This window comes from Bacillus halotolerans (genome assembly GCF_001517105.1).
In the GTDB taxonomy this organism is placed as follows: Bacteria; Bacillota; Bacilli; order Bacillales; family Bacillaceae; genus Bacillus; species Bacillus halotolerans.
On record NZ_LPVF01000010.1, the window covers coordinates 180,604 to 201,207 of the forward strand.

27 protein-coding genes are annotated in these 20,604 nt (G+C 38.4%); 2 read left to right on the plus strand and 25 right to left on the minus strand.

The features are described from left to right. Positions 1-10: 10 nt before the first annotated feature. The 25 genes from AU387_RS11565 to AU387_RS11685 form a co-directional block, all read right to left on the minus strand. Positions 11-637, minus strand: coding sequence for an HK97 family phage prohead protease (locus AU387_RS11565; protein ID WP_059335739.1), 627 nt, complete (start codon positions 635-637; stop codon positions 11-13). Next, positions 600-1,880, minus strand: coding sequence for a phage portal protein (locus tag AU387_RS11570; RefSeq protein WP_059335740.1), 1,281 nt, complete (start codon positions 1,878-1,880; stop codon positions 600-602). Before AU387_RS11570 ends, AU387_RS11565 begins: the two co-directional genes overlap by 38 nt. Before the next feature lie 4 nt (positions 1,881-1,884). Continuing rightward, a complete protein-coding gene (locus AU387_RS21770) occupies positions 1,885-2,055 on the minus strand; it encodes a hypothetical protein (protein WP_162868971.1) in 171 nt (56 codons plus the stop codon). Between the two features lie 13 nt (positions 2,056-2,068). Beyond that, complete coding sequence (locus AU387_RS11575) at positions 2,069-3,778, minus strand: terminase large subunit (protein WP_059335741.1); 1,710 nt, start codon at positions 3,776-3,778, stop codon at positions 2,069-2,071. Beyond that, the gene (locus tag AU387_RS11580) at positions 3,775-4,290 is read right to left on the minus strand and encodes a phage terminase small subunit P27 family (protein WP_059335742.1); all 516 of its coding nucleotides are present in this window, start codon (positions 4,288-4,290) and stop codon (positions 3,775-3,777) included. The genes AU387_RS11575 and AU387_RS11580 overlap by 4 nt, the downstream gene beginning before the upstream one ends. A gap of 227 nt (positions 4,291-4,517) precedes the next feature. Then, positions 4,518-4,883, minus strand: coding sequence for an HNH endonuclease (locus tag AU387_RS11590; RefSeq protein ID WP_059335743.1), 366 nt, complete (start codon positions 4,881-4,883; stop codon positions 4,518-4,520). Positions 4,884-5,263: 380 nt separating this feature from the next. Continuing rightward, a complete protein-coding gene (locus AU387_RS11595; RefSeq protein ID WP_059335744.1) occupies positions 5,264-6,448 on the minus strand; it encodes a PIN-like domain-containing protein in 1,185 nt (394 codons plus the stop codon). Positions 6,449-6,608: 160 nt separating this feature from the next. Further along, positions 6,609-7,361 (minus strand): BA5345 family protein, encoded by a 753-nt coding sequence (locus AU387_RS11600; protein WP_059335745.1) that lies wholly within the window; start codon positions 7,359-7,361, stop codon positions 6,609-6,611. A 168-nt stretch (positions 7,362-7,529) separates the two neighbouring features. Continuing rightward, positions 7,530-8,087 (minus strand): hypothetical protein, encoded by a 558-nt coding sequence (locus AU387_RS11605; RefSeq protein WP_063623057.1) that lies wholly within the window; start codon positions 8,085-8,087, stop codon positions 7,530-7,532. 470 nt (positions 8,088-8,557) lie between these two features. After that, positions 8,558-9,097 (minus strand): hypothetical protein, encoded by a 540-nt coding sequence (locus AU387_RS11610; RefSeq protein WP_059335747.1) that lies wholly within the window; start codon positions 9,095-9,097, stop codon positions 8,558-8,560. 80 nt (positions 9,098-9,177) lie between these two features. Next, positions 9,178-9,555 (minus strand): ArpU family phage packaging/lysis transcriptional regulator, encoded by a 378-nt coding sequence (locus AU387_RS11615; protein WP_232460786.1) that lies wholly within the window; start codon positions 9,553-9,555, stop codon positions 9,178-9,180. Positions 9,556-9,676: 121 nt separating this feature from the next. Beyond that, positions 9,677-10,432, minus strand: a complete 756-nt coding sequence (locus tag AU387_RS11620; protein WP_059335748.1) for a DNA cytosine methyltransferase — start codon at positions 10,430-10,432, stop codon at positions 9,677-9,679. A gap of 172 nt (positions 10,433-10,604) precedes the next feature. Beyond that, the gene (locus AU387_RS11625) at positions 10,605-11,120 is read right to left on the minus strand and encodes a putative metallopeptidase (RefSeq protein WP_019260090.1); all 516 of its coding nucleotides are present in this window, start codon (positions 11,118-11,120) and stop codon (positions 10,605-10,607) included. A 33-nt stretch (positions 11,121-11,153) separates the two neighbouring features. After that, positions 11,154-11,693 (minus strand): ERCC4 domain-containing protein, encoded by a 540-nt coding sequence (locus AU387_RS11630; protein ID WP_059335749.1) that lies wholly within the window; start codon positions 11,691-11,693, stop codon positions 11,154-11,156. After that, a complete protein-coding gene (locus AU387_RS11635; RefSeq protein ID WP_059335750.1) occupies positions 11,690-12,127 on the minus strand; it encodes a hypothetical protein in 438 nt (145 codons plus the stop codon). Before AU387_RS11635 ends, AU387_RS11630 begins: the two co-directional genes overlap by 4 nt. A gap of 198 nt (positions 12,128-12,325) precedes the next feature. Further along, positions 12,326-14,743, minus strand: coding sequence for a phage/plasmid primase, P4 family (locus tag AU387_RS11640; protein ID WP_059335751.1), 2,418 nt, complete (start codon positions 14,741-14,743; stop codon positions 12,326-12,328). A 60-nt stretch (positions 14,744-14,803) separates the two neighbouring features. Then, positions 14,804-15,244: a DUF669 domain-containing protein gene (locus AU387_RS11645; RefSeq protein WP_059335752.1), complete on the minus strand. Its 441-nt coding sequence runs from the start codon at positions 15,242-15,244 to the stop codon at positions 14,804-14,806. A 22-nt stretch (positions 15,245-15,266) separates the two neighbouring features. Further along, a complete protein-coding gene (locus tag AU387_RS11650; RefSeq protein ID WP_019260095.1) occupies positions 15,267-15,464 on the minus strand; it encodes a hypothetical protein in 198 nt (65 codons plus the stop codon). Further along, positions 15,454-16,392, minus strand: coding sequence for an AAA family ATPase (locus tag AU387_RS11655; protein ID WP_059335753.1), 939 nt, complete (start codon positions 16,390-16,392; stop codon positions 15,454-15,456). Before AU387_RS11655 ends, AU387_RS11650 begins: the two co-directional genes overlap by 11 nt. A 3-nt stretch (positions 16,393-16,395) precedes the next feature. Next, a complete protein-coding gene (locus tag AU387_RS11660) occupies positions 16,396-16,950 on the minus strand; it encodes a host-nuclease inhibitor Gam family protein (RefSeq protein ID WP_059335754.1) in 555 nt (184 codons plus the stop codon). 195 nt (positions 16,951-17,145) lie between these two features. Then, positions 17,146-17,421 carry a YqaH family protein gene (locus tag AU387_RS11665; protein WP_014479853.1) on the minus strand — a complete coding sequence of 92 codons (276 nt, stop codon included), beginning with the start codon at positions 17,419-17,421 and terminating at the stop codon, positions 17,146-17,148. Beyond that, positions 17,418-17,657: a hypothetical protein gene (locus AU387_RS11670; RefSeq protein ID WP_033881116.1), complete on the minus strand. Its 240-nt coding sequence runs from the start codon at positions 17,655-17,657 to the stop codon at positions 17,418-17,420. Before AU387_RS11670 ends, AU387_RS11665 begins: the two co-directional genes overlap by 4 nt. 12 nt (positions 17,658-17,669) lie before the next feature. Continuing rightward, complete coding sequence (locus AU387_RS11675; protein ID WP_059335755.1) at positions 17,670-17,981, minus strand: MerR family transcriptional regulator; 312 nt, start codon at positions 17,979-17,981, stop codon at positions 17,670-17,672. A gap of 14 nt (positions 17,982-17,995) precedes the next feature. Beyond that, positions 17,996-18,757, minus strand: coding sequence for a Rha family transcriptional regulator (locus tag AU387_RS11680; RefSeq protein ID WP_095532961.1), 762 nt, complete (start codon positions 18,755-18,757; stop codon positions 17,996-17,998). A gap of 106 nt (positions 18,758-18,863) precedes the next feature. Then, positions 18,864-19,100, minus strand: a complete 237-nt coding sequence (locus AU387_RS11685; RefSeq protein ID WP_059335915.1) for a helix-turn-helix transcriptional regulator — start codon at positions 19,098-19,100, stop codon at positions 18,864-18,866. Positions 19,101-19,195: 95 nt separating this feature from the next. Here AU387_RS11685 and AU387_RS11690 point away from each other — a divergent pair, with 95 nt between their 5' ends. Together AU387_RS11690 and AU387_RS11695 are read left to right on the plus strand one after the other, a co-directional pair. Further along, positions 19,196-19,537 carry a helix-turn-helix domain-containing protein gene (locus AU387_RS11690; RefSeq protein ID WP_059335756.1) on the plus strand — a complete coding sequence of 114 codons (342 nt, stop codon included), beginning with the start codon at positions 19,196-19,198 and terminating at the stop codon, positions 19,535-19,537. Then, entirely contained in the window at positions 19,534-20,592 is a 1,059-nt protein-coding gene (locus AU387_RS11695; protein ID WP_059335757.1) for an ImmA/IrrE family metallo-endopeptidase, read from the plus strand. The genes AU387_RS11690 and AU387_RS11695 overlap by 4 nt, the downstream gene beginning before the upstream one ends. Positions 20,593-20,604 lie beyond the last annotated feature (12 nt).

The window sequence follows — 20,604 nt, forward strand, 5'->3', positions numbered from 1 at the left end:
AAAAATAGACCTAAATTGTCAGGTCTAAAAGTTCAAGCTCCATTTTTAATTTTTCAATTGGGGCAGCACGCATTTCTCTTAACTGCTCCACTTTAGCCAAGCTTCGTTCACTAACAACAGCCTCCGTATCGTTATAGGCAGGTGTTGTGACCAGCGATATGTCAAAGATTCTATCTATAGCATTGATTCGCCGTTCATAAACTCCTTCTTCATCATTATGCTGCCACTCATCTGGCTCTCCATTTCTGTAATCCAAAGAAAAAGCAAAAGAACACTGATTAACGACTCCGCTTCTAACATTCACCATTAAATCTTTCGCGTATGACGTGTCTGTAGGGATAAAACGGAATTTGAGACCTATTGCATCTGTCTCTAGTTCCAGCCTCCCTACGTCCTCAGAAACGGTATTTCTCGCTAAGGGATAATCCTGACGGTGGTTAAAAAGAGCGACTACGTTAGATAGGTCTGTAGAATCCAGGGCGTTCCGGCTGATGATTTCTTTAAACCACCCTCCCAACGGCTCGGACCATTTTTCGAATTTCAAAGCGTATCCCTCAATAAAATGCCTTTTCTCTTCGCCTTCACCGGCAGAGCGTAACTCAACTTTCGTTGTCAGATGACGTACTTCCTTGTTCACTTTTGTTTTCACCCCCTTTAACTGATCTTGCTTTACTCATTTGATATTGCTCAAGCGTATCTAAGAACGTGTAATTTAGAGAAACAAGATGACGGTCTCCATTTTCTATGGCATTTCGCTCTTCTAATGCTCGGATTTCATTAATATTCAAACCGCTGATCCGTTCCATAATTTCGTAATACTCAGCCCTTGATTTTGCATCACCGCGTAATTCGCTATTAACATTAAATTTGGTATAGTACCCCTTTTTAATATCGTCATCGGTAAACAGCTTAGTAATGAACTCTTGTTCAAACGATACTAACCACGGCTGTAGCGTATTTTTTACATATTCAATAGATTGGTGTTCGATATTGCTAAACGTCGCCCGATCGAGCTCATTGATCTTATGCAAAGGGACTTTAAAAATAGAGGCAATCTGAGCCTTATTAAATTTCATTGATTCTACAAATTGCGCCTCTTGCAATGGCATTGAAATTGATTGATAATCAAGCCCGGCATCAATAATGGCAATATTTCTCCCTGCATTTACCCTGTCCCATTCTCTCCTTGCCCGGTCCTTCGCGCCTTCCTCTAACAAGGTGGGCACTTTCAGAATACCCCTGGGAGTCGCATCATTCTTATACAACTTTGCGTTAAATTTTGTAGCAGCTGATTGAGCCCCGACTTGCTCTCTTATAACGCCTATTGGACTTTTACCGTTAATCCCGTCCTCAGTCATACCTTTGAAATGCAAAACCTCGTCAGCATATAATTCCACTCTTTTTGAATTAATGATGGTTTCATACCACAAAATTCCTGTATTCGGGTCCACATAGGGTTGAGTATGGGCCGGATTTAACGGTAGCAAATCAGTAATAAAACCATTTTTATCAGGCTTTAAATACGAATATCCATTGCCCCAGGTACAAACATGAGTCATCATGAGCTTCTTCCAAGTGAAAGCTGTCATATATTGATTCGGTTTAAGATAAAGTAATGAAGCGATGGGATGATGCATCCCACTTTTGATATTTCCATTAACCTTCTGGAATGTATGAATCGAAAGTTTAGCAATATCATCGGATAAGACATTCACACAGGAAAACACATCAGGATGAACCAGTGCAGTAGCTTCACTTACACGCTCGCCGCTTGCCGTTTTGGAACCGCCAAACATATCAACTATCCACTCAGGTGGATCAGCAAGGTTCCAGGGGGCAGATTCGTTTGATCTTTTTGAAAACAATCCTTCTAAAAACAATTAATCACCCCCTTTTCTTGCTTAAAAGCGCAGCATAAAACATAAAAAAGACACCCGTCAGAATAAGACCGATGTTTGCGTTCAAACGATATGCAGCAGTCAGAACAAAAGCAGCTCCAATGATAAATAGAAAATCATTCAAAAAGAGTAGAAAGCCCTTCAATATTTTCTTCACTCTTACACCACCTTTAGAAAGAGAAAGAAGCTGACTGAATATAAGCATTTAAATCAACTTCATTATTAATCTGAGAAGCGCGCACATACGCATTAATTAAAGCTGCTGCCGGATCAATACGCTGAGTTGATTTGGATTTATCAAGCATGATATTCTCCTGGGCGTCTACTTTTGTTACTGCATTACCCATCGCCCATGTTAACAGATCATTTTTAGGATGAATGATTTTTTTCGCTTTGACTTTTGCTCTAAAATCTTTTGTTGGTTCAGACAACGTGGCTACGCCCTGCCGTATCTCAATCATTGTGTATCCATCCGCTTCCATTTGCTGAGCAAACTGTGTGGCGTTATATGGGTCATAACCTATTTCCTTGATACGCCAGCCGTTTTCTTTCTCCATTTTCTTAATGTAGGCCCTGATATAGTCGTAATCAACAACGGCACCATCTGTTGTCGTTAACCACCTCTTGTTCTTCCACAAGTCATATGGGACGTTATCTGTCTTCATTCTTTCATGGAATGTATCCTCCGGCATAAATCCGTGACTTTCTACAGCAAAACTGCCGTCATCTAATGGAAAGATAAAAGATGCTGCCGTTAAATCAATTGTTTTTGATAAGTCAATGCCGACATAGCACTCTCGGTTTTTCAAATCCGGAATTTTATCAGAACCACAATCTGTCCAGGCTTGCATATCCATATAGCCGTTCTCCCGCATGTTAACCCAGATATTCATGTTCTTTGTCATGAAATTCCGCATTTTCTCCGGGACGGCAAGCGCGACCTCCAACTCTCCGCGCAAATAATTCAATCCATGCTCATTGGCAGCGACAATCGGGTTAGCTTTAATCCAGTTCTTTTCGTCTTTGACGTCATCACCTTTATCAAGCTCATTGATCATCACAAAATACTGTTCATTTTGTTCCACCTTATTCGGGTCCAATATGCGAGACACGTAATCATATTCAACACGATAAGCAGGATTATTCAATTCAAATCCTGCCGTAGTAATAATCAACATCAATGGTTGAGCCCGGGCAGCCATACCGGAAGCCAGGACATCATAAATTTCTGAGGTTTTATGCGCATGGTATTCGTCGATAATGCCGCATTGCGGGTTAAAACCATCGCCAGTTTTTCCGGCATCTTTAGAAAGCGCCTCAATTTTAGACTGTGTTTTAGGGTGTTCAATTTTTCCATATGCAATCCGATATTTTTTCTCCGGCTTGTTCAAAAGGTCAGCTTGCATAATCTGTGCCTTAATTTCGTTCCAACATATTTTTGCTTGTTCTGTTTTTGTGGCACCAATGTACACCTCGGACATATATTCATCGTTAGCCATTGCCTCATAGGAACCGACACAAGCCAGGCTCTGCGTTTTGGTGTTTTTACGGCCGACCTGCCAATAGACTTTTTTAAATCGGCGATAGCCGGTATCCTTATGCACCCATCCGTACACATTGCCAAAGATGAATATTTGAATAGGCTCAGGCACAATGTTTTCACCCTGCAAAGGGCCTTTCGTATGTTTAAATTGGGTCATCCAGTATAGGAACCGGCGGGCTTTTTCATCATCAAACACATAAGGAAACTCCCTTGTGCCTTCCCGACTCACATCATTTAAAAAACGCTCACAGGCCCAAATGTGTTTTTCACACGCCACAATCTCACCCGATATCACTTCGCGCGAGTAATCAATGAGAAACTGTTTGATTGTCTTCATACGTTTTTAAACTCCTTCTCCGCAGCCGTCTTTTCCCGCTCCTCCTGGGTACGGGTGATAGCAAGTTTTGCCCGAGCAGACGGTGTAAGGCCAAAGTCATTCGCAGCTGATTTCATTTGATCAAAATAATTCTTTTGCCGCTTTAATAACGGATGTTCTTCACCAACAAGCTTTATTGGGTTGCCGTCTTCGTCTTTTCCTTCTGTATGAACCATGATCCCGTCTTCTTCAATGATTTTAGAAATTGATACATACTGCGAATATGCGTTACAATAGGCAGCCAACATGCTGATGTCCGCTTCCGTGATGATTTCAACTTCTGTTAATAGAGCAGCAATCCGTTTGAATTCTTTTTTCCCGACCTTATCCAACCACGTTGGCGGTTTTATATTATCGGATCGCATTTTCATTTTCTTCTCGTGCTCAGCCCGGGCGGCCAGCTCTTCCGTATTCTTTTTATTTGGGTTGCCCTGTATCAATTGAAGCGTCGCGGATTTTGCAGGCCTCGGCATGTTCTCACCTCATTTCACATCAAAAAAAATGCATTTTTTGCTTGTTTTTTTCACCAATCGTGATACGATGGAATTAACAACAAAACCAGTCGTACCAAGCCCTCTCGGCAATTTCGCCGGGAGGGTATTTTGTTTTTCTGGAACTTTGAAAAGCGGTGTTTGTTTGCAGAAGAGGGGGCGCCGTTCTCCAAACGTTTCCTTTCCAGAGATTTGGATAGGGGGGAGGGTCACTTGCCCTTTCCACCATGAACCTTGTTGTGACAGGCATTACACAGGCTTACAAGGTTGTCCAAGTCTAATCTTTTCGCCCACTCTTCCTTTACTTCCACAATGTGATGCACCATGTCAGCCGGTGTGAAGCAATGATCTTTCAAACAGTGCTGACAAAGATAATTGTCTCGTATCAATGCAAGTTGTCTTGTTCGTTTCCAATCTGTTGATTTATAAAAACTTGTTATTGTTTTGTTTCTTGAATGTTTGTTGTAATGTTTTGTTTCTTCATGCTGGACGTTGCTATGGTCAAGGCAGTACCCATCCCTGGTAAGGGCCTTACACCCCTGGGCCTTACACTCCCTTAATGGTTTAGGTGGCATCCTTGATCCTCCTTCAATGCAAATCGTTCATTGGTTCAGCTCTTTATTTGCCTAATCTATTAATGGCTGCATAAGTAGGCTAATGCACTCTTTTAAACGTCCATACTCTGCAAGAAGACTCTCAGCTTTCTTTAGTCTCTTGGTTTTCCATATTGATTCTTTACGCTTCTGATACGTTTTTGCAGGTCTCTTATTTGTGGGGTTATCACGAAGAACATGGTTCTATGCTGGCAAGCCGGGCGCTGTGTATACCCAACGACCACACTATTCTTCCTTCTCTGCTCCTACAAAACGATTGTATGAACGTCTCCGCAATGCTCACTTTTTAATTCCATTTGGAATTCCTCCATAAATTCAATAATAAAAAAAACACCCTATTACTATAAGGGTGCATGTGTATAAAACTCATCATCTTCATCTAATTTATTTTCCAATAGCCTATTAATTTTCTCCGAAGACTCAACTTCTTTCAATATAATAATATATGGTGGTTTATACTTCTTTACATCATCTGTGAAATTAATCAACATTTGTATTTGATACATATCATTATTTTCCAATACACCTTTATTCACTAAATTATTTAAGGCAGAAAAAATATCAGCACCTTGTGGAACATTATATTTTTTACATAATAATTTTATTTTCCTAGATATATTAGCTATATTTATCAATAAACTTTTATATAATGAACTAATACTTTTTTGATCTGATTCACTTACAATTAAATAACTAGACAAATCTTCTTTAACATTTTCACTCACACTAGGATTTAAATGTGTGATAAAATCTTTAGGCGTAACATGAGCAAAATCCTTACCAGTCTGCATAAAAAATTCCTCAACTAATTCACGTCTTGCTACAATTGGATTTCCTTTATTATCTTGGTATACCCAATCTTCTTTTTTATCTCCACTAACAAAAATCACATTAGTATCTAATTGTAAAATTGATGACCATATAACATAATCCCCTGAACTGTTTTCTTCTTTTGGATTATCTTTATAACCGGGAGGTATTTTATTTTTAAAACGCTCTTCAGCCTCTTTTATTAGATCCTTATCGGTTTTTCCTTTCGGAGGAAAAAGAATGACACCTTCTGCAATTTCCAGAATGCTGTCCATGAAATGATCTTCATAAAATAGGTTTTTTAGATGATCTCTAAATTTTACTAACTCATCTTTGTATTCGTTAAGAGCTTTATGATAGTTACCTTGTAGCACCTCAATGTTTTGAAGGATATCTATTCCCTCTAACATTGGAACTCGTTTACTTATGGGTTTATTATCTCTTTGTAAACTTGAAATTACCTGGTCAATATCATTCATTCTTTGCTTTATTTCTTTTGTTCTATTCTTTGAAAATTCCTTTATAACTTGTAAGGGTATTCTAAGCCTACCTTCATCTTTTATTCGCCGCAAAGTTTTTAAAACTTCCTTAACAGTCACTTCTCTCCACTGATAAGCGGCTAATAAAACATTAGTATCAATTACAATAATAGAATCTTTTAATAATAACTCAGAGAATGGTTTTGGTTGGTATAAATATTGTTTCCAATCCTTCATTTTAACGCTCCAATTCAATATTTTTCATTTTTTATTATCGGTTAAACCATGTTTAAAAGAAAGTAATTGCGAAATTTGTCGAACGATTCTCTTTAATGTTTATTCTCTCTAAACTACCACCGCACTCAAGCCGTTAACCGCCAATTGTCTATCCTGAGATTTATCGGAAGCAGTTTACAGAGAATATAAAAAAGCGTGCTCTATTTAGAATCACGCTTTCTTTCAATTTTTTTATATTAATAAGTTCATTTAAAAAATAGCCCTGAAAAGCATTCATATTAGATGAATAATGGTTAAATCCTTTTGAAACAATCCATAATAACAAACCAATTATCAAAAGATATAAAACATAACTTATAAAAGATAACAAATAAAATTGCACATCCACAAGAGAGTTAAAATAACATTTAACATTAAAACATATGAAAAGGATTATGTTTGTGATTAATGATAAAAAGATTGATATTCTGAGAGCACCTAAACTATGGATAGTGCTAAGTATATGTCTATATCGTTCTGCAATATAATCTCTTTGATCTTCATTTAATCTCACCAATTCTCTATGCCATATATATTCAAACACATAATAATTTTCAACGTTATTTCGTTGCTCTTCTTTTATTCCTGCCTCTTTTATATGTTTATCAAAATCATCCACTAACTTCACTGCATCTTTAATAACATCTTTTTTCCCAGACCATCTAAATGAAAAATAAATTTGTTGCATAATGTACCCTATTGTTACCCCTATAAAAGCTAGGGAAACTAATACACCAAGAATTTTAGTTATATCAACTTTAAATTGAATTAATTCGTTTTGGATCAGGAGCAAAAAAGAGGGTATTCCAATTAAAAACATAAAAACCCAACCTGGAATCCCCCACCTAATAAGATATTTCGTATCAAAATTCATAACCTCACCTCTATCACAATTATCAGCGAATAGGGTGCAAAAAGGAACAATTTGCAGAATTTGTCGAACGAAAGTACCCTTCATAAATAATTGGTAGTCTTAAAACAAAAAAAGCACCCCGCTGGATGCTTACTATTGTCATCTTTAATTTTCTTTTAACATATAATATTATTCTTCTGTTGGTTCTACTTGACGCTTTATTTTATCATAATCATCTATACACTCTTTCAATAAAATATAGACACTGTATCGTTTATCTATATTTTTTGTTACACTCCTATGATATAAACCCCATACAATTAAGACAATTAAAAATGGTATAGCAACAGCCCATATCACTGAGTGAAAAACAGGTGTGAAATCAAGCGAGGTCAACAGATCTGAAATTTCTTTTTTGCTCATTTTTTTATCATCTAAATATTTTCCAAAAATGCTGTTGAGCAATGCCATAGAAGCAGTCAATACCCCTACAGCTGCAGAAGATAAAACAGTAATCATCACCATGAAAAACGAGAAAGGTTGAACATTCAAAGACTGACTATCTTTTGCAATGTTAATGGCTCCTTCTACTCTGTTAAACATTTTTTTCAGATCATCTTCTTCATGATCTAAAATAATTGTTTTTTGTAGTTCCTTTTCTTCATCCATTGTTAGATTAAAAATTTTTCCATACCGATTTTCTAAATAAGTTAGAATTACTTTGGATTCTCCCAAATTTCTAGTCATAATATCACCCAAATAGAATATCGACCACTCATTTAGAAGTTTTAGCCATTTGGCAAAAAATCCTCATAAAGCCAGCTAATCTTTACCCCCTTATGCTAACAGCTTAATTGAATTGATCTCACACATACTCCGAGAGGAAGCCAAGTATAGCAAGATCGCACAATGAAACACGATATTACTATTCTCCCGATACGGACGCCTCAGACTAGCTGCTATCCAGGCTCAGAATGTTCCTCTCGTTTCGGCTTCATTCCTCAACACCTTTGTTCCGTATCCGAATTCGTCTTGATAAGGGAAAGACGCTTCTCCCGTATATTTTGATAAGTTTTATTTATCGTATTTCGTTGATAGGTTAAGTTTATCGAGATTTGAAACATAAATAGTCCCCCTTTTTGTCCCCTAAAATGTCCCCTGTTTTGTCGGGAAATTGTCGATAAAAAAACCTTCCTTTTCTAGAAAGAAGGTTGGACTCAGCTTAAAGATTCTATTGTTCTTGTTTGTTCAATAAGTGTCAAACGCATTTTTTCTAGATTTTCTTGTTGGTTATCCAATAATTCCAGTTTTGCTTTTAAGTCATTATTATGAAGAGTAATTATCCTCTCGATATTTCTACACATGTCTTGTATTTTAATAATTGTACTTAATTGGTTACTAAAATTCGAACTGAATTCTGTAGTATTGAATTCACAAATTTTATTTATAGTATCAATTGATCGACTCTCTATTAATTTTATAGTATCAGAAATCTTTGGAATCATATCATTCATTTTATTTTTTTCGAATCTGCTAAGCTCTTTTTTTAGATGAATATATCTTCTAATATCCGTAGCCAGGAAGGGTATAGTATCAGCAAGCTCCCATGTTTTTTCTGATAATTTGTTTCCTTCTTCTTTTTTTTCCTTTTTTTTATTTAATTTAGATCGGATAGGATTAATCAATGCAAAACCCACTAAACCAAGTATTATGTAGGTAATTATATCTCCAGCAACTGAATTAAAGATATCTGTCATTTTTTATATTCCTCTCTATGAAATTTTCTCCAATTCCAATTATAGCTCTTATTACTCTTAAATACGACATGAAAAAGCACTCAGATAATTCCGAGTGCTGTGGCAATACGTAGGATGGCACGCTGTTTTATTTCATAATAGGTGTCCTTTTTTATGCCAAGTTCCATATAGATATGAATGTCTTTTGTTTGGCTGGCGGTTAAGTATTTTTTCTCAATGATCAAGCGTTCTTCATCGTCCAGGCTGTTTTCTAACGCCCGTTCCATCTGTTTGACTTTCAATTCATTTAATATGAAAGAGTCTCTGATAGAAGGAAACGGGCTGATGCCAGCGTCAACCGATTCCTTTTTATTCTCAAGCTGTACTTTCAAAGCTCGATAATCTTTGAGTTCTTTGATCACGATTTTTCGGACTGCCTTCAAATCCACAGGATGAAGGAATGAAAGTTGTTCTGTCACACCCGTCCTCCTTTCCTCTATTTTTCGCGTTCCCATTTTTGTATACGACGTTCGGTTAAGCAAATCCACAAGATAAGTGCACCTGAATTAAACATGAAGAGAGTTGCTACAATAGAGATAATCACTTTGTCGCCTCCTGATCCATAATAGCTTTGAATATCGGGTAAATCTGCTGAGGGACAACTGCGTTTCCTAAAGCTATACTTCTGTCCACCCGATTGGGAAACCCATCATCCACTCCAACAGCTGGGGATTGATGTATTTGCCAGTAAGATGGGGAAATTGATGGCCCAAGCCACCTGGCAAGATCACCCCGTGTGTTCCCTTCGCTTCCGAAGGAGTTAAAGGCCTGATCGGTTTGTGATTTTGACTGGCGGCCGGAGTGGGCAACAATAAATGTCCTGTATCTTTGATGCGGCGCACCGACACTGACAGCCGGAAGTACGAATACCCTTGCTTGGTAGTTTTCACTTTCCAAATCGGAGAGGACTGTGTCCAAACCCATTGTGATGTGTCCAGCAACATTCTCTCCAACAACCCAATCGGGTCGTAATTCTTTTGTGAGTCGGAACATTTCAGGCCAAAGCCATCTATCGTCCCGATCTCCTTTTCTTTTCCCGATAACACTTTCACCCTGGCAGGGATATCCTCCCGAAAGAATGCCAATTGTTTCACCTGGTTCGATCACTCCTTTTTCCTCTAAAAGCCGTCTGTTCAAAGCGCAAACATCATCAACGATGAAAACGCCCGGGAAATTCTTTCTTAAAACCCTCTGACAGAAGACATTTCGTTCACAGAATGCTACTGTTTTAATGCCTGCCCATTCAGCAGCAAGCGAAATACCCCCGATACCAGCAAATAACTCGATGCTTTTCATGCCTGATCACCTGTTATTACTTTTGAGCCCACATTCCAACGCATACAAAATGGCTTTAAATTTACTGTTATCATACGGACCGTAAAATTTTATTTTTTATCACCAAAACGAACTCACGTTCGGTTTCGATGTATGCAAAATCCCCTAAAAGATAGTTTCTAACTACCCCCATTTATTTCACCCTCGATAAGCGCTGCACGTCTGAAATGGTCATTTGGTGATCAGCTTCACGGACTGCCTCGGCAAATGTTTCAATACCGGTATCCCATAAACCATGGCGCTCGATAATCTCAGAGAATTCCTCAACGTCATGCTCTCGGATTCCCCAGCTGTCTGGATCAGTGGCAGCGCCGTACACAGTCACCCATTTACTTTGGTCTTTCGGGTCAGGCTCTTCCCATTCTTCACGAGTAAAATGGCAAAGCTCATGATCTACCAGGGCAGCGCGTTGTTCCTCCGGCATCGTCTTCCATGCAGCCTTATTGATAAACACGAATAGCATGTAATCCGTCATATGACGTTCGAATGCTGTGCATTTCTTCGCCTTTCCTGCCCATTTGCTGTTACCCTCACGGAGATAAAAACCTATTTGCTGTTTAGCGTCTTTTAAATGTGGGTGATGCTCGTCAATTATGCTTTCAGCCAGTTGCCGTACTTCCTTCGATTCTTCAAAACCTACAAATGCCATGTTACATCCTCCCTTTGATTGTTTTATTAAGATTTACACAAGCCCGCCTTTCAGCAGTTCCCTAGCCATATAGTGAAAGTGATGATAAATGTAATTGCCGGTAGCATTAGGACTGATAAAAACCGTTGAAAAGTTGTAACGAACTTCAAATGTTTTCAAGCTGCCCAGCAGCGCTTTCGGTTCATACTTTGAACGATATTTTCCATTAAGAATCTTTTGGTACCCTTCCAGGTCTTCCACAAGAAGAGTGAACGGATGCTTGGACGCTCGAATCAATTCATTTTCAAAACGAGAACGGTCTTTAATCGACTGCACTAGCTCGTCCACTCCATTTTTCCGTTCAATTGCTGCATTCAAATACATATCACGGCTGATTCCAAATTCATCATTCTTGGGAATCATGGCCGAGTAATCGCCGGTTTTCATTCCTTTGAACTTGATTGCCACTTTCTTTTTACGGAGATAATCAAGAACATGCTGATTCTTTTGCTCTCTCGTATCCACAATAATGATCATGCTGTCCAGAATTTCTTTTAACTCCGTTTCCGAATAGTTATAGTGAATAATTGTCATGCTTTCTTCCCCTTAAAATACGACATGGCCCGATCATAAATTTCTATGGAAAGCCGGTCCGTTTCCTCACTTTCAAAGTTTGAAACGGATTCCTTTAGCTCCCTCCAGCCGTTCTCCCAAAGGAGAACAAGCAATTTCATCACCTTCATAACTGATTCATAATCATGATTGAACCAGTCATCTATTTTTCTATTTATATCTTGATCAATGCCCATGAAATAATTAATGATTTTATCTATTGTCTGTTTTACATTATGTTCATGATCCGAGTATTCACCTTTCAAATACCGGATAATTCGCTTTTTATAAGATTGGACAAACGCCTCAAGTTCCGGATAGACTTTCTCTGGTTTCTCAATATAAAGATCGTTTCCATCAAGAACCAAACGAGAGCCCAATACCTCTAAGTCGGAACAAATTTGTTTTGGGTGCAATTTTCTCACCTCTTTTTATCAAAACGGGTTAATGAGTTAACGAAGGTTAATGCATTTTGTATTAAAGCCCTATATATATATTTATTTTTTATTAATTAATTTTCATGTGAGGGGAACAAACAAAATCATTAACCCTTATTAACCCTAAAAATAATTATAATCTACAGATAGAGCCTTAACCCCTTGGTACTAAAGGATTTATAGCTTTTTTCTATTTATAGAAGTAACCTTTTTGGAGTCACTGTTTGCATTTGATTCATTAACCCCTTCGTTAACCCTTTCCGAAAAATTCAAGTGGCTCTGATATTTGTTTAGCCCTATACCATAAAAGAAGACTTTATTTTTCGCTCCGTTTTCCTTCTTAAACCCTCGAATTTCAATTTGTCTATAAAAAGCACGATTTTTGAGTTCAATCTCATCATTTTCATAACACCAGTTTTTGTAATCCTTATAGAGCTCTTTTGCTTCAATTTTTGCGGAAGGATGAACAACACATCTTTCTGACATATACGGCCCTAATATATCCATATCCTCGCGGTAACCTTCCGTTGCTTTTCGGATCACTTCTGGTTCTTTAAGCCCTTCCTTCTGCCACTTCAAGCAGCCTTCGACTGCCCACCTGAGAATACCAGGCATTTCTGCAGCAAGTTTCTGCGGAAGCTTTTTGTCCACTTTCTCTTTCGGAATGGTGACAGTGAACGGGACAAGCCGGATACGCCGCCAGATACCCTCGTCGCTTCCCTTTACGATTGGTTTATGGTTTGTCGTAAAGAACACTTTAAATTCTGGCGTAAACTCAAAATACTCCTGGCGCAAGAAACGCGCGGACATCTTTTCGCCCCCGGTGATCTGCTTCACCAACGACTCGGACAGCTGCTGACCTTCTTCACTCTCAACGGCCGACACAAAGCGCGCCCCGTCGAGCCGGGCAATGTCATTGTTGATGCTACTATCATTCTTCTTTTTTATGAATGTGTCGCTGTTCGTCTGCCGGCCATAGTCGCCCAGTAGCTGCTGAACTGTATTGATAAACGTTGATTTACCATTACGACCATTACCAAACAAAAAGAACATGACTTGTTCCGTAGTATCCCCGGTTAATGAATAGCCAATAGCTTTCTGCATAAAATTAATAATTTCATAGTTTGGCTGACCTTGTTCATCTATAAAAATGCTTTCTAAGAATGCCTTCCAGTTTGGACAGTCGGCATCCTTTTGATAAGCCACTGATGAAATTTTAGTGAATAGAAAATCACGATCATGTGGCAGCAGCTCCCCAGTTTTTAAGTCAATCACACCATTCTCACAGTTAAACAGATATTTATGAGAGTCGAGTTCTTGTTTTCTTACAGCAACCATCGGCCGGGTATCCAGGATGGTGTTCATTCGAATATTGCGACGCTCGCATTTTTTAGCCCAATCGTTAAGCTGCTTTTTTCTGTAGCCGTCTTCCGTGGCCTTCGCTTCCCCGTAAATGGCCCGTAGAGTTTGGGCAGTTAATGCCTCGATCTGCCTCTTGCTGTCTTCCTCCCACATCTTCCCGTTCCAGATTAACCAGTCGAGCTCGTTACAGTATCTGATATTCTTGCCATGGTAATATACAAGCCTTTCAGCGTTCCCTAGCTCAGTCAGATGAAAGACCGGTGGCGTGTCTATGATTTCCTCTGTGTCAGCAACCTGTGAGGCCTGCGGCTGCGAGAAATACACTTCATACGGCTGCTCTTGCTGCTCCATCAGGTCGGATATTGTGGGGCCGGTCGAGTAGATAGCTGCAGCAATAGTCATTTCTCCATATGTAGCTCCGTCGGCTGAATGCTGCCGGTCCCACTTTTCGCGAAACAAATTTGATTCACGAAACATAGAATCCATTTTTGATGCGTCCTTGTCCGTCCAGAATGCCAGGTGATTACATAAAGCCATATCCGTGGAAGAATGATCGCCATTAATCAGCTGGCCGTTAAAAAGGTCCTGAATGCTTTTTCCATTTTTACAGTTGAACATCCTTCCCCAAATTTCTTTATTTGAAAGATTACTCATATCGCTTCCTGATTGTGATCGGGCGCTGACTGATTTTGCTTCTTCCCTCTCTGTTAGATATTTATCAAAGATGGTTTTGATCTCTTCCGATCGTTCCTGCACAGGTCCAACATCAAGACTGTTTCCGGTGAACGTGAAATAACGACCATGCCTGTATACTTCCAGGCCTTTATCTATATTTTTTCTCCCTGTGCCCGGTCCGCGTAATGGGAGCTTACCTTTCGCGATAATATGAACACCCTCCCCACTCGGGGAGTATTCAGTATAGCAGCTGATCGTCTGGATGATTTCCTGAGCGAAAGGAGATAGAACACCGTCATTTACACAGTGATCTATATCTATTCCAATGAACGGATCATCTTTAGAAAACATGAAGCCGATGCCGTCATACTCCTGTTCATTGAAAAACTTCATGATAGTGGCAAAGGTGGACCAGGTTCTCTTATTGCTTGATTGAGCCATGCTGCCGTCAATCTGATATGGCACTTTCGTTTTTTTGCCGTTACGCTCTTCCGAACGCCATAGAATCCACTGAGGGGCGTTTTTTAGCTCTTGTGGTATATTTTTAAAATCGTACATGTATTAACTCCCCTTTAAAAACGAGGGAGCCATACACTCCCTCAAATGTATTTCTTGTGATCAAAATGGTACATCGTCATCGCTCACTGTAATTGAGCCGGTATCCGGCGCCGGCGCTTCTGACGGCTTAAACGCTTTAACTTCTGGATATTTTTTGCCGTTGTGCTCTCTTTCCCCGACAACTAGGCGGATCGGTTTATTGAGGAAAGCATTTGCCCATTCAATATGATCCTTAAATTTCATTCCGTTCGGGAAGCCCGCGGCCTTTGATGCTTGATGAAATCTCCACATTGCATTATCTGTAACAGTGAAATTGTCGTATAGGATTTTCTGGCCCTGGCATGCCTGTTCAACGTCAGAACGGATTTCATAATCTACGACAAGTCGCTTATTTCCGGATGAAGCTGCTGTTTTCTCCTCAAAATTAATAACCGTTGCCTCATATTCTCCTGGTTTAATTGGTTCAAAAGCTTCGCCTTTGCTGTGGTCTACTGTGAACATATTTAATTCCTCCAATTTTTGTTTATTTGCCGTTTAGTACAGCTACAAGATTTTGAGTAATTGAATCCACTACATGCGGATCGGTGATGTCTTCATTTCGCAAATCATAAATTACACTGTCTATGCCACTATTCAATCTATCAATCTCTGAGATTAACCAGGGCACATCAGATATAGTCGCATGCCCCCGAATCTCTTCGAGCTTTGAATCATTTTTCACCTGGCTCACCTCCCAAAACGCTGTTTAATCTATCAATAGCAGCATTAGCAAGTTTGATATTCCATTGTTCAAGCTTCTGATTAGCTTTGATCTGGAACTCCTCAATCATTTGCGCAGCCTTTTCGTTGCCATCAATCATCATTTTGATGTGAGTAATCAAGCCGATGCGCTCTGTTTCTTCTTCCGCCTTTACGTCAATGCCAAGCTCAAGCCACTGATAAAGTTTGCGGCCGACTTCTGGGTTTAGCTTGATTGAAGAGCCTTCAAACATCCGCGTATTGTCTTTTGACGTCTCAGCCATATGATCAATATCAATATTGAAGTTGAGCATAAACTCGTATTCCATTTCATCTTTCTGTACAGGTTTTGTTCCAACCTTACGCGGAGCCATTTTGCCGTTATTATCTGGCTCCACTACATACTCCGTTTTTGTTCTCAATGTCGCTAAGATGTGAACGTCATTTTGTGTTAACGTCTTAATAAGCTTGGTTGTTTCCGGTGCAAGCTTACCCCAGTTTTGAAAAGAGTTACCGGACATGCTGCCATGTGTTTCAACTATTCCGCCTTCACCCTGCCAGTTGTGTGAGAGTGAATCAATTACGACAACCTCAGCACCGGCTTTCTTAATTGCTTCGACTGCCATTTGATATCGTTCTGTCGTATACGGCGGTGTAAAATCAATATGCTTAAAGCTGCCGATGCGAATTTCATCAAACTGCAAATTAGCGTACAGTTTTGCGCGTCGGTGCTCGGTATCAACGACACCGATCTTTGACCAGATTTCCTCGTCGCTTGCTTCTGGGTATGCTTCACGCATCATTCCGTAAGCTACCAGCAGGGCGCCGGCTGTTTTACCAGAACCACTTGGACCGATAAAGCCCACAATTGCTTTTTCCTTTTCACGCTGCGCGTCTGTTACTTGAAACATCCCTTACACCTCCACTTTGAAGCTGACTGTTTCCGGCTGCACTTCTACGCCCGGGACAACTTCTCCATTTGAATCAACTACGATCGGTTTACCTTCAATCTCAGTGACAATCAATGTCTTCTTAAGATCACCCCATGCCACAGACTCTTTTATAAACTCTTCCATACCAGCATCCTTCACATGCTGTAGAAGTTTTTCCTTGTCCACTTCTTTAGGCGCTGCTTTTGTTGTCCGGCTTTTAGATTTCCCATAAGGTGTGGAAAGTGTTTTTGTCTTCGGGTCTTCCTGCAGCTGCTTTGTATGATAGACACTAACCAGGTTTTCAAAGAATGAAAGACTGTCAGCTAAAGGCTTAAGCTCCTGCCTTTCCCATTCTTCAATACGTTGCTTTTCTGTGGCCGCCAGCGCTTTGATTTCCTTTTCCTGCGACTTAAGAGCAGCTATTTTTCGGAAAGCCCAGTTCAGGCTGTTCATATCAGTGATTTCAAACTGTGGACGGTCCCCCGGCAGTTCGCCGTTATTAATTTCATTTAGTTCAAAGTCCTGTAGTGGATTCATATGAGACACCTTCCTCTATTTGATTTTGTTGAGAGATCCATTTAAAATGGAATTGTTTTTGTTTATATTAGTCCACATTGCCGTGTGGGCTTTTTTTATTGATCTTCTTCATCGGCATCCTCTTCCCGATCCCGGTCATACTGGAGATACTGTTTTGGATAGCCATAATGGTTAATTTCCGTTATGATTGGATGCTCAAGATTCATATGCTGGCCTCCTTACAATTGAGACATCAAGACCTTTACTTAGAAATTGAGTTGCAATTTCATGTAGCTGAACGACTTGTTCAGGATGATGCATCCGTTTGATGTCTTTGAACATTTCAGCAGCCGATAAACAAAGATCAATACATTCATCAAAATTGTTGTTCTCTATTTCATCTGGAAGCAGTTCGTTTAATAGGAACTGTGCGGATGCCAATTTACGTTTAGCTTTGCCCTTATCTGATGCAAGAAATTGATTTAGTTTCATTCTTCAAATCCTTTCAGTTCTAAGTAGACATGACATTGTCTCACCATTTGTCTATTAGAGAAATTAGCAACCTTTAATCGGTTCTTTTTAATCATTTTTTGCTCAAATTCTGCAAAGAAAGCAGCAAGCTTAAGAGCATTTTTCATCTTAGCCTCCTTTTTAAGAATCCGTGGTACAGAGTACTTCATGAAAAATTCGTAAAGTCTTTCTTCAACATGTGCGGGTAGTTCTTTCATTTTGGTCCTCCTTTAATCTCTCGTCTTTATAGACTCAACAACTTCCATATTTTTTCGAATCCATTCTAAAACCATGTCTCGAGGAAATAATATTCTTTCCCCTACTTTAAATTTAGGAAAGTCCTCCCTGTAAATGACATGTGCGTCAAGCGTTTGTGAACTGACGTTAAAAATGTATTTAGCTAGTTGAGCTTTACTGATCATATAAGGAAGTTCATGCTCTTTTCGATTGTCCTCGATTATTGAAGTTGCTACTTCTTGAAGCAAATCATATAAGTTGTTTCTAAATGAATCAGAATCAGCTTTCATCGTTAATTCAATCATTCTTATTCACCTCCTTACGATGCACGTTCTTCTCGTTCAATTATCGGAAGTATACCTTTTTTATTTTTTAGGGTTTCATAGATAAACAATCGGCCTTTCTGAGTCCAATAAGTGTGAAGCTTGCTTTTATCAGAGTCGATTGCATGAGTCTTACTTTGTGTGTAACCTTTATCAGCGTATTTCTGATATAGCAGCCAACAGTCGCCCTGCTTATATTGAATTCCTAACTCATGGAGAAGTTTGTTCATCTTAGTTCCACTCATCCCATAGTCTTTAGCTATCTTGCTGATTGAAAGTAAGAATTTATTCTGTAAAACCAAATCATAGTAAGATGCTTTAGGTTGTAGCTCATTTATCATTTGATTTTTCTGAGCATTTTCCAAAAGAAGATATTCATTCTTTTCTGCTAGATCAGCAGCTAGCCGTAAAGCTTCTGGTAATGACTGAGGAATGTTGGGCTTAAGTTTGTTTTCCATTTCTTCAAACTTTGTTACATAGGCAGCTGTAAACAGAACACCCTTCTCACCAGTCATTTTGTTTGCAACCATGTCACAGCCTTTACGAGTCAAAAGATAACATAATCGTGTTTCTCCTTTATTGTCTTCATAAGTTGAAGGAACGAAGAATTCTAACGGACGCAATTTTGCGTCGGTTAAAATATCTAAATAACTTTTGATAGCCCTAATTAAGTCTGTATGTCGTTTCCCTGTCAATTTGGCTACCTGTCGACTCTCTACCATCAAATCTCCATTGTTATTAATTATTTTTAAATGCAATTCATTTCCCCTCCATGATGGATAATTTAATTATCCAAAGTAGTAAAAAAAATAGAAAACCGTTGACTAGTGCGATTAAATTATCTATAATCCAAATATGGATAATTTAATTATCGCTTTTGGCATACTTAAGAGACGTATTACAAAAGTAATCCGGAAATAATTTATCTGCCGGTTGATCAAAATAATAACATAATCGAAACATTAGATCTCTGCCAGGAGTAAATGTTCCATTTTCAATCATACGCAGATAGACAGTTGAAATACCGTTTTCTTTTGCCACATACTCTTGTGTGCCTTTGGCTTTGCGACACTTAGAAAAGTATTGGCGTTTTTTGGTCACTTTATCCATCACCTTCCTTTCGGTAGTTCTGATTATAATGGATAATTTAATTATCCGTCAACCCCGAATGGAAAATTTTTTTCTGGAGGACAATTATGAGTTTAGGTAAAAATCTAAAAAAACTTAGATCACAAAGAGGGTTGAGTCAGTACCAAGTGGCAGATAAGTTGGAAATTCAACGTGGAAGATATAATTCATGGGAAAATGATATAGCAAAACCTAGCGTCGAAATGTTAAAGAAGATAGCTGATTTTTATAACGTGGGTGTTGATTTTCTTCTTGGAAGAGATAATAACGAATCTACTTTAAATGAATTTGATGAAGAAGTAAGAACAATTGCAAGAGATATAAACAATTTGAATACTGGACAAAAGGATGCTTTAAAAGCATTAATAAAAACAATGCAAAAACGAGGAAAAGAAGCGATGGATGAATGAAATTTCCTAAAAAAGCTCGGTACACTAAAGTGATGCAGAAAGTCAGTTATTTTTTTGCTAACGAAAATATTTCTGACTTTCCAATAGACCCATTCAAAATAATCAAAAGAAATAAATGGGGATTAATTTCGTATTCTGAATTAGCAGAAATACACGAAATGAGCATCCCTGAAATAATAGAGGCATTTCAAAGTAAAGATGGTTACACCATTTATGATGGGATAAACCACACAATTGCTTATAACGATACAATTATGATACCAGAAAGAATCCGTTTTACTTTAATGCATGAAATAGGCCATATATATATGAACCATCTTGTTGAACTCGAGGAAACTATACTAAGAAGAAGTAAGATGACTGAATCAAAGTATAGAGTATTAGAAAACGAGGTGAACTCATTTGCTAGAAATGTACTCGCTCCTGCTGTATTAGTTAAACATTTAGACATAAAAACGGAAGCTGAATTAATTAACTATTTCAAAATATCTAAGCGAGCTGCAAAGGTAAGATTAAAATCATTAAGTTTTGATTTATACAATACGTTGATGCCAATGATTAACCTTCAATTAAAATGTTTTAAACAATTTATTTCAACTATAAAAAATTCAATATTTTGCCGTAATTGTGCTCATTCTTTTGTTAATAAATCAGCAAAATATTGTCCTATTTGTGGAAATAACAAACTAATAAATAAAAAGGAGAAAACAGAGTTGATATATAGTGGTTACCAATTAGACAAAAATGGAAGAGCACTTATTTGTCCTAAATGCCAAAACGAACAAGTGAATCACGAAGGTGATATATGTAAAATTTGCAGTGCATATTTAATTAATAAATGCGCCGACACATATCAAACAGATGACACAGGATGGAACTTTGTTCAACAAAGTTGTGAATCAATACTAGACGGTAATGCTCGTTATTGTTCAAAGTGTGGTAATGAATCTACGTTCTATCGTCAAGGACTGTTGCAAGACTGGATTGAAGAAAAACAAAATTACGAAAATAATTCAAACCCATTTCCTTTTACAGTTAATTATAATAATTCTTAAAACTCTCTCAGG